Source organism: Stenotrophomonas sp. AS012628 (genome assembly GCF_010608305.1).
GTDB classification, from domain to species: domain Bacteria; phylum Pseudomonadota; class Gammaproteobacteria; order Xanthomonadales; family Xanthomonadaceae; genus Stenotrophomonas; species Stenotrophomonas geniculata.
The window spans coordinates 1-13,312 of record NZ_VMBJ01000041.1 but is presented as its reverse complement, the minus strand read 5'-3'; the positions used below and the strand labels follow the sequence as shown (position 1 = coordinate 13,312).

Sequence of the window (13,312 nt, the reverse complement as noted above, 5' to 3'; positions counted from 1 at the left end):
GGCTGCCATGTTCCTGCGTTCGATCTGCCTGTTGGCCGCATTGCTGCCGGTCTCCGCCTTCGCGGATGGCATTGCCGATGATGGCGCCTGCCGCAATGGCGCGTTTCCCTCCGAACAGAACCGGTTCGCCCTGGCGCGGGTGGTCGATGCACCACGTCTGTACCTGCTTGGCGACATGGACGGCTGCCCGGCCAAGGGCGAGCCGGCCTGCCGCCAGCGCAGCTATGTGGTCAATGGCGATACCGTGGTGACCGGGCGCGACCTGGGCCGCTATCGCTGCGCGTTCTTCCCGAACAAGGTGGGTGGCAGCGCCGGTTGGGTCGACCGCAGCAAGCTGCGGGCGTTGCCGGTGGTCGTGCCAGCGCTGCAGGATTGGGCGGGCGAGTGGAAGGATGGCGACAACGGCCTGAAGATCCGCGTGCAGGGCGGGCAACTTCATGTGGAGGGTGACGCCTACTGGCCCTCAGCCAACCCTACGCCGGAACAGCGTCCCTACGGGCCGAACATGGGCCAGGTGGAAGCGCGGGCGACGCCGCGTGGTGCTGATGTGGAATTCGTCGAGGACACCTGCAGGGTGCGAGTGCATTCGCTGGGTGAGGTGCTGATCGTGGCCGATAACAGCGAATGCGGTGGCATGAACGTGCGTTTCAACGGTGTGTACCGGCGCGCCGGAAAACGTTGAAGGGCGCATGAGGGATGGGGCCGGTAGATCCACGCCACGCGTGGATGCTGTGCGCGATCCAACGGCGGGGTCGGAGCCCTTTCGCGAACGAAAGGGATCCGACCCCAGGCTCAGCGCCGCCGCTCCAGCCACCACAGCAATGATGCGCACAACACGAACGCCAGCCACCACGGCCAGCGCGAGCCCGGCACGGGTTGCATCACCGACGCGTCTGCAGGCGTGCTGGCAGCCAACGCCTGCGTGGTCGCATCGATCATCGCCTGCCGATGCAGCGTCGGTGCATCCTTCGGGTCGAACACATAGCGCCAGACAACGCTGTCGCCACGCTGCAGGCGCTGCCAGCCTGCCTCACGGGGCCACCAGCCGGCGCAGCGCAGCGCCGATGTCGCGCCATCGACAATCAGGGGTACGGCGTCACCACGTTTGTTGAAGACCTGCAGCGGCGCTTGCACGCCACACAGCGCCTGCCGTTCGCCTGCCCAGCTGATCGGCTGCGGTGACCACAGCGCATCATCGCGGCTCTGTGCGCGCGCCAGCGTGGCCACCACGCTGCTCCAGAGTTCGCCATGGCGGTCATCGCGCCCGGCCAGCACCCAGCGCCAGCTGTCGGTCAGCGGCAGCAGGCCGATGCGGCCCCTGCCAACCGCGCGCCAGCCACCGATGGCATTGCCGGCACGATCGTGCAGCAGCGCGTTGCTGCCCGGCGGCTGCAACGCCAGTGCTTCCAGCGAAGGCAGCGCGGCACTGTGCGAGCTGCGATCGGCCTCTTCGCCGTAGCCGGTCGGCAACGTGCCGGCGGCAAGCGGGCCACGTCGTGCGGCGAGGATCGCGCTTTCGCCATCGCCGGGAAGCTCGAGGGTGCGGCTGCTGCCATCGCCCTGCACGGGCAGGCCCAGATCGCGGAGACGCTGGCGCGCACTGGCCGAAGGTGCGCCCGCGCTGCGGACCAGCACGCCCAATCCATCGCGCAGGGCCTGGCGCACGGCGGCCAGCTGGCCCGCACTCAATGCCGCCAGGCTGCGTTCGTCCAGCAGCAGCAGATCGCTGCGCGTCAGCGATGCTGCATCGATCAACACCGGGCCATCGCCAACGCTGAGTCCGGCCCCGGTATCCGCCTGCACCTGCACACGGATGCCGGCATCGGCCGCCCAGCGGCGCAGGTACTTCAGCTCTGGGCCCGGCGCACTGGCGCGCACCAGCAGGCGCAGCGGTGCGGCCGGCAGGGTCTGCTGCGGCACCGGTACGCTGTCCACCACATGGCCGTCGGCATCGAGCAGGCGCAGCTTGAACACGCTGCGGCCTTCGGCTCGGGCGATGCCGCTCAGCTGCACGCGGCCGTCGTCGGCAACGTCCGTGCGATCGACCACGCTGTCGGCCGGGTCGAGCAGTTCTGCTTTCGCCTTTGCCGCGCCACGCGCCTGGGCCACTACTTCGAAGCGTGCACCGGGAGCCACATCGGCCGGTGGTTGCAGCGCGATCCAGCCGCGCGGCTCCGGTGCAGCCTGCCAACGTACATCCGGTGGCAGCAGCGCGTCGCGGTCCCGTGCGGCCAGGCCCGCACCGACCAGCGTCAGCGTGGAGGCTGGATGCTGGCGCAGCGCGGTGGCCAGGTCGGGTACGCGCTGTGCGCCGGGCACATCGGCAGCTTCGGGTAACAGCAGCAGTGGGCCTTCGCTGGCCGGGAGTGCGCCAGCCCGGTCGGCATCGATTCCCAGCACGACCAACCCGCCTGCGGGCTGCTGGCGATTGGGGGGTACGAGGCAGAAATACAGCAGCATGGCAGCGGCGATCTGCAGCGCAATGCCGATCCAGCGGCGGCCTGGGTGCGTTGTGCTTCCACGCAACAGGCGCACGCTGGCGATGACCACGACCACAGCAAGTGCCAGCGCAATCCACAGGTTCGGGCTGGAGGGGGTCATGGCTGCGCCTCCAGCGCGTCGAGGTAGCGCTGGCCCATCGCATCGGCCGCACTGCGCCGCATCGCCTGCGGCAGTGGACGTTGCAGTGCCCGCCACAGCTGTGCGCGCAGGCGCAGGCGGCAGTCGTGGCAACCGGGCTCGATGCGCAGCTGCTCGATGGCGGCGGCCAGATCCAGTGCATCGGGCAGGTAGGCGGCGTTGCGCTGCTGCCAGGTCGCGAGCGCATCGAGATCCGGTGCGCCGTTGTCATCGCCGAGGCGTTGCCAGGCTTCAACAATGGCCGGGTCCGGCGGCGTGCGCGCGGCCAACGGCAGTTCACGACTGGCCAGTCCGGCGCGATCACCGCCGAGTCGACGGCCTTCATCAATCGGTGGCAGCTCCGGCCCGACCCGGGCCAGATAAATGCGTTCGGCCTGCTGCACCTGCTTGATGAAGCCCAGCGCCTTGTACGCGAAGGGCAATGCCTGTTCCGGACGGCCCTGGCGCAGCTCGCCTTCGGCCGACCACATCTGGTCCAGCGCGGCCTTCAACGTGGCGCGGGTCTGCGGATCGAGCAGAGTCGCCGCCTCGGCGTGGTCATGGGTGTGGCCATACTCGGAGAGCACGTCGGTGTCGCTGCCGAACACCGGTGGCGTATCGGCATTGGCCGGCTTGCCGCCGTGGTCGTGGCCATGCGCGTCGTGCGCGCCTGCATCGGCGCCATGGTCGTGATCGTGCTCGTCGTCATGGTCGTGGTCGTGGTCGTCTGCGGCCGGCGTATCGCTGGTGGGCAGGTCGCTGGTCGGCGGTGGCTTCGGTGCACCTTCGCTTTCCTCGCCCAGGAACTGGCCGTAGCGCAGGCGCAGGATGCGCTGGTCGACACCGATCGCATCGCTGCGCTTCACGAAGTCCTCGGCGGCCAGGCTGCGTCGCTGCCGGATCAGGGCTTCGGCATCGATGATGATCTGCCGCTGGCTGCGGAAGTACGCAGGCAGGGTCTTCTTGATGCGGCCCTCGAGCTCTGCACCGAGCGCAACTTCGGCGCTGGGCAGGCGCAGGATCACGCTGCTGCTGCGCCCGGTCTGCGGCGTGGGTGCATGATTATCGCGCACCTCCAGCTGGGCGATCACATCGTTGCCGGGCTGCGCGCCCAGTGACGCCAGATCCAGGGTGTGGGCGAAACGCCGCGCGGTGGCTTCGCCGCTGCCGGCAAGCGTGACGCTGCGCTTCACGAAGGTGATGTTCTCACCGCTGCCCTGGGTGGTGGTGATCGACAGCGTTGCCTGCGCCGCGACACCGTAATCGTCGTTGGCTTCGAAGCGCAGTGCCCACTGTCGCTGCCCCGGCGTGCCCAGCACCAGGCTGGCCGTGGGCTCCAGTACGCGCACGCGGGGTGCACGGTCGGCCACCACATCCAGCCGATGCAGGCGGGTCTCTGCCAGTGCCGGTTCGCTCACCACGCGGTACAGCACCGGCGCGCGTGCCACATCCTGCGCCTGCCACTGTCCTTCGTGCTCGCTCAGCGGCAACCTGCGACCATCGTGGAACTGCAGCCATGCCTTGTCCGGTGCACGGTCGAAGCGTAGCGACCAGGACAGCCGGCTGTCGGCGGCGACCTTGGCGTCCAGCGCATTCTGGGTGAGCGTGGCCTGGCCGGTATAGACCGGTGCGTCGATGCGCAGGCGGGTGGACTGCAGGCGTAGCGGGCCTGCGGCGGCCGTGCTGCCTGGCGCCGACGTGCGGACTGGCGCGGAACCGGGGTTCGAACGTGGCCAGCCGACTGCCAGCACAACAATGGCCAGGCCCGCGATCCAGCACAGCGCCAATGCCCCGGGCGGCCAGTGTGGACGCAGCTCCGGCATCGCGTGTTCCAGCGTGGCCAGCACATGCGCACGCTGGCGCTGCTGCAGCGGATTGAGCGTGGCGGCATCGGCGAACAGCAGATCGGCACTGTCCTCGCTGGCACCGCTGCCATCAAGGTGGCGTTGCAGCCACTGCCGGTCCAGTTGGCGGGCATGCGCAGTGGCGAAGCCCGCACACGCGAGCAGGCTGATCGTACCGACGACGCAGGCGATATCGAAACCTGCCAGACGCAGGGCCAGCACCGCCGCAGCCAGCGCCCATGGCAGGCCCAGCAGCAGGGTGATGAGCGCACGGCGCCGGCGCGCACGTTGCCAGGCGTGCTGCCAGGTATTCATGCGGCCACCCTGCGGCGGGCGCTGCTGGCCATCCAGCGTTCCAGCGCGAACAGCAGCACGATAGCCAGCAACAGCCAAGGCGTCGGCTCACGCAGCGGTGGTGTTGCAGCAGGCAATGCGGCCCGCTGCGGTGCCTGGTCACGTGCATCGCCCAGGCGCGGAGCCGTGGGTGGCTGCAGCGCCAGCAGCAGGGCACGCGGCAACTTCGGATCGCGCAGCGCGGCGTTGCTCGTGGTATTCCAGTCGCCCGGCAGCGCCAGCAGATAGCCGTGGCCGACGTGTTGTTGCCACAGCAGCGGTGCGCCCTCCGCGTCGCGCAGCAGGATGCGGGCGTCGGCAGCGGGCTTGCCGGCGGTGATGACACGACCGCCGTCGCGCAGCCACGCCTGCCAGTTCGCCGGCAGTGCATCGCTGCGGCTCCACACGCCGATCTCGCCGCGTTCGGGCAGGGCATCCACCGACAGCGGAGCGAGCGGTGCCTGCACGCCCCATGCGCGCTGCAGTGCGTTCAACCAGTGCTGGGCAGTGGCGGATGCCTCGCCGTGCGCGCGCAGCTGCGGCAATGCCGCTGCAGTCTGCGGCGGTGTGACCGGCATCGGCTGCGTGTGCCATTGCACGTCGCGCGACAGCTGCAGGCGGGCGCCATCCAGGCCGGGCAGGGGATCGGGAACGTGCACGGTCAACGCGGTGCCCGCGGGCAGCTGTGCGTCCAGTTCGCGCAACAGGCTGGGCAGGGATGCGCTGGATGCCGGTGGTGCCTGATCGATGGCGGGGAAGCCAGGTGCCAGCCAGTGCCAGTTGCCATCCTTGGCCGTTCCACGCAGTGCCATGGCATCCAGTTCCGGCGCTACCACGGTCCATGCAGCGGGGGGCGCCACCGGGCCGGTCAGCGCGGGCCGCGCCAGCAACAGCGCCAAGGCTACCAGTAGTAACAGCCGCACCAGCAGCAACGGCCAGTCATCGAAGCGGATGCGCTGGCGCGGCCGGATCTGTGCACGCAGCCAGCGCAGCGCGGCGAAATCCAGCGGCGTATACGGATGGCGCCGGGCCAGATGAATCAACAACGGCAACAGCCCTGCGGCGAGCGCGGCCAGGCCCAACGGGAACAGCAGGATCATGCAGCGCCCCCACGGCCGAACAGCGCCTGCAGCGGCTGGTCCAACGGTTGGTCGAGCCAGCCGGTGGCACTGGCGATGCCGCTGGCCTGCAGGCGCGCACGTAATGCGCTGCGTGCGTCGGCGAAGCGCTGCAGGTAGTCAGCGCGGATCGCCGCACCATCGCCCAGCAGTTCCTCGCCGGTTTCCGGGTCGCGGAAGCGATGGCCGGCATCGAACGGGAAGTCGCGCTCGTCGGCGGTGAGGATCTGCAACAGTGCCACTTCGCGGCGTGCGCCGGCCAGCTGTTCCAGCAACACGATGCCGGCGTCGTCGAAGCCGTCGCCGATCGTCAGCAGCAGATCCCCCGGGCGAACGCGCTCCCACAGCGGCCGAAGGCGATCAGCAGCAGGCCAGGCGCCGCGCGCCTGCAGGGCATGCAGCTGCAGGTGCACGCGATCCCGCTGGCGTGCGCCGTTCTCCGCGGGCACAAGTTGCAGTCCATCGCCATTGATTGCCAGCAGGCCAAAGCGGTCGCCCTGTTGCAGGGCCAGTTCAACCGCGCAGGCGGCCACCCCGCGCATGTGGTCCAGGCGCGTGCGCCGCGGTGCCGCGCGATCCACCTGGTTGGCCGAAGCGGTGGCGTCGAGCAGCAGCCAGACCGTGATCGGGCTTTCGCGTTCGGATTCGCGCACGAAGAAGCGGTCCGAGCGCGCATACAGCTTCCAGTCGATCTGGCGCAGTTCGTCGCCGGGCTCATAGGCACGGTACTGGGCGAATTCGAGACCGGCACCGCGGCTGCGGCTGGCGTGCTGGCCAATGCCGCTCGCCCCGCTGGCCAGGCGCGGCCGCAACCGCAGCATGCGCAGGCGCGCACGCAGTTCCGGTGGCAACGTCAGCGGGGTACCGGCGTTCACGCGAGGATCAACCCGGGAACGGCACGGCCTGCAGCAGCGCAGCGACCACGTCGTCGGCACGCTTCTGCTCGGCCTCGGCGGCGAACGACAGCAGCAGGCGATGGCGCATCACCGGTGCGGCAAGCGCCTGCACATCCTCGCGGGTGGCGGCGAACCGGCCCTGCAGCAGTGCGCGTGCTTTCGCCGCCAGCACCAGCGATTGCCCGGCGCGCGGGCCGGCGCCCCACTTCACCCATTGGTTGATGGCCGCCGGTGCGCCGTCGCCGGGGCGGCTGGCGCGCACCAGGCGGGTGATCCAGGCCAGCACATCAGGGCTGACATGCACCTGGCGTACCGCAGCCTGCAGCGCGATCACCGCCTCGGCGTCCATCACCGTCGGTACCGCGTCGGTGGTGCCGCCGGTGGTTTGTTCCAGGATCTGCCGTTCCTCGTCTTCGCTGGGGTAATCCACCAGAACGTGCAGCAGAAAACGATCCAGCTGTGCTTCCGGCAGCGGGTAGGTGCCGGCCTGCTCGATCGGGTTCTGCGTGGCCAGCACGAAGAACGGCGCGGGCAATGCGTAGGTGGTGCCGGCGTAGCTGACCGTGCGTTCCTGCATGGCTTCCAGTAGTGCGGCCTGGGTCTTGGGCGGGGTACGGTTGAGCTCGTCGGCCAGTAGCAGGTTGGTGAAGATGGGGCCCTGCTGGAAGCGGAAATGGCGATGGCCCGTACCGTGGTCTTCCTCCAGCAGCTCGGTGCCGAGGATGTCGCTGGGCATCAGATCCGGGGTGAACTGCACGCGCCGGAACTGCAGCTCCAGTGCCTGGCCGAGCGAGCGCACCAGCAGGGTCTTGCCGAGCCCGGGCGCACCTTCCAGCAGGCAGTGGCCGCCGGCCAGCAGGCCGATCAGCAGCTGCTCGACCACGGTGTTCTGGCCCACCACGGCGCGTGCGAGCGCAGCGCGCAGATCGTGCAGGCGCGGCAGCAGGGAATCGAGGTCGGGGGAGGTCATGGGCGTGCAGGTCCTATCAATTGTTCAACGCGTACATCACGATGTTGACGCCGAAGCGGGTGTTGTCCTCGGCCAGGAAGCGCTTGTTGCGCCAGTCGTAGTCCCACTCGCAGCCATAGTCCTTGTTGCTGTAGAGCAGGCCCAGGCGGCCGTCGACCTCGATGCCCTTCAGGTAGTCGTGCACCAGGTCGTCGCCCCAGCCGTTGAGTTCGAAGCTGGTGGCGGGCGGGCCATCGGGGAAGCGGAAGAAGCTACGGTACAGCGCGTGGCTGTTGGGCAGCTTCTGCAGTGCCTTCGGACCAAACAGGCGACCCATCTGCGCCTCGAATGAGGTGGCGAACAGGCCGTCGATGTCATGGTTGCAGTCGTCGACGAAGACGAAGCCGCCATTGCGAACATAGCGCACGAAGTTCTGCCGTTCGGCGGCGTTGAACTCCACCAGCGTGTGCCCCGCCAGGTAGCAGAACGGCGCCTCCAGCATGCGCGGGTCGGCCAGCGCCACCACGTGTTCCTGCGGGTCCACGCGCAGCGAGGTGTAGTCGATCAGTGAGGTGATCAGGTTGGACGGCATGCGCGCGTCCACGTCCCAGTCACCGGAGTCGTACTGCAGGCGGGTGAACCAGAAGTCGTAGCGCGAACTGCGCGGGCCCGCCTGCGCGAAGGCCGGCAGCGCCGCCGCCGAAGCGGCAGCGGCCAACCAGCGCAGGCAGGCCCGGCGATCCATCAGACCGCGTCGGACAGCGAGGTGAAGGTGAAATCGCGCAGCTTCATCGGCGGGATCATCATCACGTAGCTGGATTCATCACCGGCCACGCGCACCGGCTTGCCCAGCTCTTCGATGTTGTTGAGCATGATCACCGGCGATTCGTTGAAGCGGAAGTTCTTCACCGGGTGCTTGATCTGGCCGTTCTCGATGTAGAAGGTGCCGTCGCGGGTGAGGCCGGTCAGCAGCACGGTCTGCGGATCGACCATGCGGATGTACCAGGTACGGGTGACCAGGATGCCCTTCTGGGTGCCGCGCACCAGTTCGGCGGTGCTCTTGTCGCCACCGCTCATCAGCAGGTTGCCCGGCGTGGCCTTGGCGGTCTTGCCCTGCTTCTGTGCCCAGAAGCGCGAGTAGTCCAGGTTGGCGATCTTGCCGTTCTCGATGATGGCCATGCGCTCGCGCGGCATGCCCTCGCCGTCCCACGGCAGCACCGGTGCGTCCGGATGCCACGGGTCGGCAATCATGGTCACGCGCGGGTCGTAGACCTGCTCGCCCAGCTTGTTGCCACCGCCCTTCTTCGACAGGAAGCTGCGACCTTCATCGGCCGAGCGTGCGCTGAAGAAGTTCATCATGAAGCTGATCAGGCCCGCGGCCGCGGCGGGCTCCAGGATCACCGTGTACTTGCCCGGTTCCAGCGCCTTGGCTTCGGCCGATTCGGTGGCCTTGCGCATGGCGATGCGGATGTCCTGGTCGGCCTTGAAGTCGGCGGCATCCTTCAGGTTGCGGCCAACCCAGCCCGAACCACGGCCATCTTCGGTACGCACGGTGCAGGTGTAGTCGAAGTTGGTCGTGCGCTGGTAGGCGAAGTTGCCGTTGCTGTTGGCGGTGGCCTGGAAGCCCTGGCCGTCTTCGAGGAAGCCGGCGGCGATCAGGCCGTGGCCACGGCAAGGAGCGATCGAATCGGCGGCGACCTTGGCGCGGAAGGCCGGATCGATGGCAGCGGTGGATTCGCTGAAGGTCGGGCTGGCGCGGTAGCTCTGCTTGCCGATGGCCGGCATGAACTCCGGATTCTCCGGCGCCAGCCGGGCCAGATCCTCGGCACGACGCACCACGCGTTCCAGCGCGGCATCGTCGAACTCGTTGATCGAGGCCGTGCCGACGCGCTTGCCGAAGGCGACGGTGACTGCCAGCTCGGTGTTGTCGACGATGCCGCTGGTGGAGACATTGTTCAGCGCGAAACGGATGTTGCCGCTGATCGCGCCGGCCAGCACGGCGGTGCACTCGTCGGCCTTGGACAGGGCGATGACCTTGTCGAGGATGGCCTTGGCCTGGGCTTCGGTGAAGATACTCATGGTGTAAGGGCTCCTGACCGATCAGCCGAGGCTGCGTGCGGTGTTGATGACGTTGATGCCGTTGAAGCGCGCGGTGGACGAACCGTGCGAGACCGCCGAGACCTGGCCCGGCTGGCCCTTGCCGTCGAAGAACGAACCGCCCAGGCGGTAGTCACGCTCGTCGGCCACGGCGGTGCAGGCATTCCAGAACTCCGGCGTGCGGATCTGGTAGGCCACGTCTTCCAGCATGCGGGTGATCTGGCCGTTCTTGATCTCGTAGAACAGCTGGCCGCCGAACTGCGCGTTGTAGCGCTGCTGGTCGATCGAGAATGAACCATCACCGATGATGTAGATGCCGTTCTCCACGTCCTTGATCAGGTCCGGCACGCTCAGCGGCTTCTTGCCCGGTGCCATCGACACATTGGCCATGCGCTGGAACTGCACGCTGGACCACGAATCGGCGTAGCAGCAGCCATCGGACTCGGTCTTGCCGAGGATGTGGGCCTGGTCGCGGATGGTCTGGTAATCCACCAGCTTGCCGTCGCTGATCAGGTCCCAGCGCTTGCACTTCACGCCTTCGTCGTCATACGCGACCGCGCCCAGGCTGCCCGGCTGGGTCTTGTCGGCGAAGATGTTGACCAGCTCGCTGCCGTACTGGAAGCGCTGCTCGCGCTTGTCCAGGGTGGCGAAGCTGGTGCCGGCGTAGTTGGCCTCGTAGCCGAGCACGCGGTCCAGCTCCAGCGGATGGCCGATCGACTCATGGATGGTCAGCCAGGTATGCGACGGATCGAGTACCAGGTCGTACTTGCCGGGCTTCACCGACGGCGCCTTCAGCTTCTCCTGCGCCTGCTTGGCCGCCGCGATGGCGTCTTCCTTCATGTCGTAGGACGAACCGTAGTTCACCACGCCGTTGGGCGTGAGCACCTTGCCGCTGGCGGCGCCGTCCAGGTACTCGTAGCCCAGGCCCATCGGCGAGGACAGGCCTTCGCGGGTACGGAACTTGCCGCTGGACTTGTCGATGGCGGTGATTGTCATCGGTGCCCAGATGCGATGCACATCCTGGTCGATGTAGGAACCATCAGTGGAGGCGAAGTACTTCTGCTCGTTGACCAGGAACAGCATCGAGTTGACGAAGCTGGCACCGGCGCCCATCGCCGCAGCGTTGACGTCCAGCAGCAGGCCGACCTTGTCCTTGATCGGCACCTCCATCGCATTCTTGCGGATCGGCGTGCGCCAGCTCACCTCACCGACGCCCGGCGCCTTGGCCAGCTGCACCGGTGCGGTCTGCACGCCGGCATTGGCCTTGGCGATCGCCGCGGCCTGCTGCGCGGCCCTGGCCACGTCGGCCGTACCCAGCGCATTGGTAGCCGCGAAGCCCCAGGCACCGTTGACGATCACGCGGATGCCCACGCCGGTGGACTCGGTGTTCACCACGTTCTGCACCTTGTCCTCGCGGGTGATCACGAACTGCCGCAGGTAGCGGCCGATGCGCACGTCGCAGTAGGTGGCGCCAGCGCTGCGTGCGGCCTGCAGGGCGGCGTCGGCCAGGCGCTTCTTCAGCCCCAGGTCCAGCGTGCTCTGCAGCTGTTCGGCGGCAATCGCCTTGCCGAAGAAGGAGGGCACGATCAGCCCACCCGCGGTAAGCCCGGTCAGGGCCAGGAAGTCACGTCTTTGCAAGGCTGCTCTCCATGTCGAAGGATGGGTGGCTCAAGCGCCGAGACTGCGCGCGGTGTTGATGATGTTGATGCCGTTGAAGCGGGTGGTGGACGAACCGTGCGAGACCGCCGAGACCTGGCCGGGCTGGCCCTTGCCATCGAAGAACGAACCGCCCAGGCGGAAATCGCGTTCATCGCAGATGGCGGTGCAGGCGTTCCAGAATTCCGGCGTGCGGATCTGGTAGGCCGCGTCCTCGACCATGCCGGCGATCTTCCCGTCCTTGATCTGGTAGTACAGCTGGCCGCCGAACTGCGCGTTGTAGCGCTGCTGGTCGATCGAATACGACCCGCGGCCATGGATGTAGATGCCGTTCTCCACGTCCTTGATCATGTCCTCGACGCTGAGTGGCTGTTTGCCCGGCGCCAGCGAGACATTGGCCATGCGCTGGAACTGCACGCTGGACCAGGAATCGGCATAGCTGCAGCCGTGCGACGCATCGCGGCCGAGGATATGGGCTTCATCGCGGGTGGCCTGGTAGTCGACCAGGATGCCGTCGCGCACCAGGTCCCAGCGCTGGGTCTTCACCCCTTCATCGTCGTAGCCGACCGCACCGAGGCTGCCCGGTTGGGTCTTGTCGGCGAAGAAGGTGACAATGTCGCTGCCCCAGCGGAAGCCGGCATCGCGCTTGTCCAGCGTGGCGAAGCTGGTGCCGGCGTAGTTGGCTTCGTAGCCGAGCACGCGGTCCAGCTCCAACGGGTGGCCGACGTTCTCGTGGATGGTCAGGAACAGGTTGGACGGGTCCAGCACCAGGTCGTACTTGCCGGGCTTCACCGACGGCGCCTTCAGTTTCTCGCGCGCGTGGCGGGCGGCGGCGATGGCGTCTTCGACCGGGTCGTAGGAATCGCGGTAGGCGGTGATGCCGCCGGGCAGCTGGACCTTGCCACTCGCATCGCCATCCAGGAACTCGTAGCCCACGCCCATCGGCGAGGAGAGGCCGGCGCGGGTACGGAACCTGCCGCTGGCCTTGTCGATGGCAGTGGCGGTGAATGGCAGCCAGATGCGATGGATATCCTGGTCGATGAAAGAACCGTCGCTGGAGGCGAAGTACTTCTGTTCGTTGACCAGGAACAGGGTGGAATTGATGTAGTCGGCGCCCGCATTCAGCGCGGCGGCGTTGAGCGCCAGCAGCAGCTCGACCTTGTCCTGGATCGGCACCGCCATCGCGTTCCTGCGGACCGGCGTCTGCCAGCGGACCTCACCCACCGACGGCGTCGGCGCCAGCTGCACCGGCCGGGTCTGGATGCCGGCGTTGGCGCGGGCGATCGCCGCCGCCTGCTCGACCGCAGCGCGCACGGCGGCCTCGGTCTGCTGATGGGTTGCAGCGAAGCCCCACGCGCCGTTGACGATCACCCGCACGCCCACGCCGGACGATTCGCGGTTGGTCACGTTGCCGACCTGGTGTTCGCGGGTGATGACCGACTGGTTGAGATAGCGGCCGATGCGGACATCGCAGTAGCTGGCCTTGGCGGTGCGCGCGGCGGCGAGCGCCACGTCCGCCAGGCGCCGGCGTTGGGCGGTATCGACCGGTGCGAGCAGCTGCTCGGCGGCGATGGCACGGGAATGCGGCAGCAGCAGGCCCGCCAGGCCCAGACCGGAAAAAGCCAGGAACTCACGTCGTTGCACAGCGTTTCTCTCTCTCGCTTGCGTGCGGTTGGCAACGGGCCGGACCGATCACGTCAACTCCTCGACTTTCGCCAGCGCGGCGCGTCCGGGCAAGTGACTGCAGTCATGGTTGGTGGGGGTTTCGGCAGGGCTTGCAGCCCTGCACCTGCTTCAAGC

10 protein-coding genes are annotated in these 13,312 nt (G+C 67.9%); 1 reads left to right on the top strand and 9 read right to left on the bottom strand.

Annotated elements, in window-relative coordinates; translation table 11 throughout:
* The first annotated feature begins 7 nt into the window (after positions 1-7).
* Positions 8-682, top strand: coding sequence for a hypothetical protein (locus G5A07_RS16460; RefSeq protein WP_191863628.1), 675 nt, complete (start codon positions 8-10; stop codon positions 680-682).
* Positions 683-792: 110 nt separating this feature from the next.
* Here the strand turns inward: G5A07_RS16460 and G5A07_RS16455 are convergent, their stop codons facing one another.
* The 9 genes from G5A07_RS16455 to G5A07_RS16415 are packed head-to-tail and all read right to left on the bottom strand — an operon-like array spanning position 793 to position 13,156.
* Positions 793-2,601 (bottom strand): hypothetical protein, encoded by a 1,809-nt coding sequence (locus tag G5A07_RS16455; protein ID WP_191863627.1) that lies wholly within the window; start codon positions 2,599-2,601, stop codon positions 793-795.
* Positions 2,598-4,778, bottom strand: a complete 2,181-nt coding sequence (locus tag G5A07_RS16450) for a hypothetical protein (RefSeq protein WP_191863626.1) — start codon at positions 4,776-4,778, stop codon at positions 2,598-2,600. The genes G5A07_RS16455 and G5A07_RS16450 overlap by 4 nt, the downstream gene beginning before the upstream one ends.
* Positions 4,775-5,896, bottom strand: a complete 1,122-nt coding sequence (locus G5A07_RS16445) for a BatA domain-containing protein (RefSeq protein ID WP_191863625.1) — start codon at positions 5,894-5,896, stop codon at positions 4,775-4,777. Before G5A07_RS16445 ends, G5A07_RS16450 begins: the two co-directional genes overlap by 4 nt.
* On the bottom strand, positions 5,893-6,789 hold the full coding sequence (locus G5A07_RS16440; protein WP_191863624.1) for a DUF58 domain-containing protein: 897 nt from the start codon (positions 6,787-6,789) through the stop codon (positions 5,893-5,895). Before G5A07_RS16440 ends, G5A07_RS16445 begins: the two co-directional genes overlap by 4 nt.
* A 7-nt stretch (positions 6,790-6,796) precedes the next feature.
* Positions 6,797-7,780 (bottom strand): MoxR family ATPase, encoded by a 984-nt coding sequence (locus tag G5A07_RS16435; protein ID WP_191863623.1) that lies wholly within the window; start codon positions 7,778-7,780, stop codon positions 6,797-6,799.
* Positions 7,781-7,796: 16 nt separating this feature from the next.
* Positions 7,797-8,504 (bottom strand): DUF4159 domain-containing protein, encoded by a 708-nt coding sequence (locus G5A07_RS16430; RefSeq protein WP_012509667.1) that lies wholly within the window; start codon positions 8,502-8,504, stop codon positions 7,797-7,799.
* The gene (locus G5A07_RS16425) at positions 8,504-9,838 is read right to left on the bottom strand and encodes a TldD/PmbA family protein (protein WP_019336350.1); all 1,335 of its coding nucleotides are present in this window, start codon (positions 9,836-9,838) and stop codon (positions 8,504-8,506) included. Before G5A07_RS16425 ends, G5A07_RS16430 begins: the two co-directional genes overlap by 1 nt.
* 21 nt (positions 9,839-9,859) lie before the next feature.
* Entirely contained in the window at positions 9,860-11,494 is a 1,635-nt protein-coding gene (locus tag G5A07_RS16420) for a TldD/PmbA family protein (RefSeq protein WP_010487267.1), read from the bottom strand.
* Between the two features lie 30 nt (positions 11,495-11,524).
* Positions 11,525-13,156 (bottom strand): TldD/PmbA family protein, encoded by a 1,632-nt coding sequence (locus G5A07_RS16415; RefSeq protein ID WP_053442341.1) that lies wholly within the window; start codon positions 13,154-13,156, stop codon positions 11,525-11,527.
* Positions 13,157-13,312: the final 156 nt, after the last annotated feature.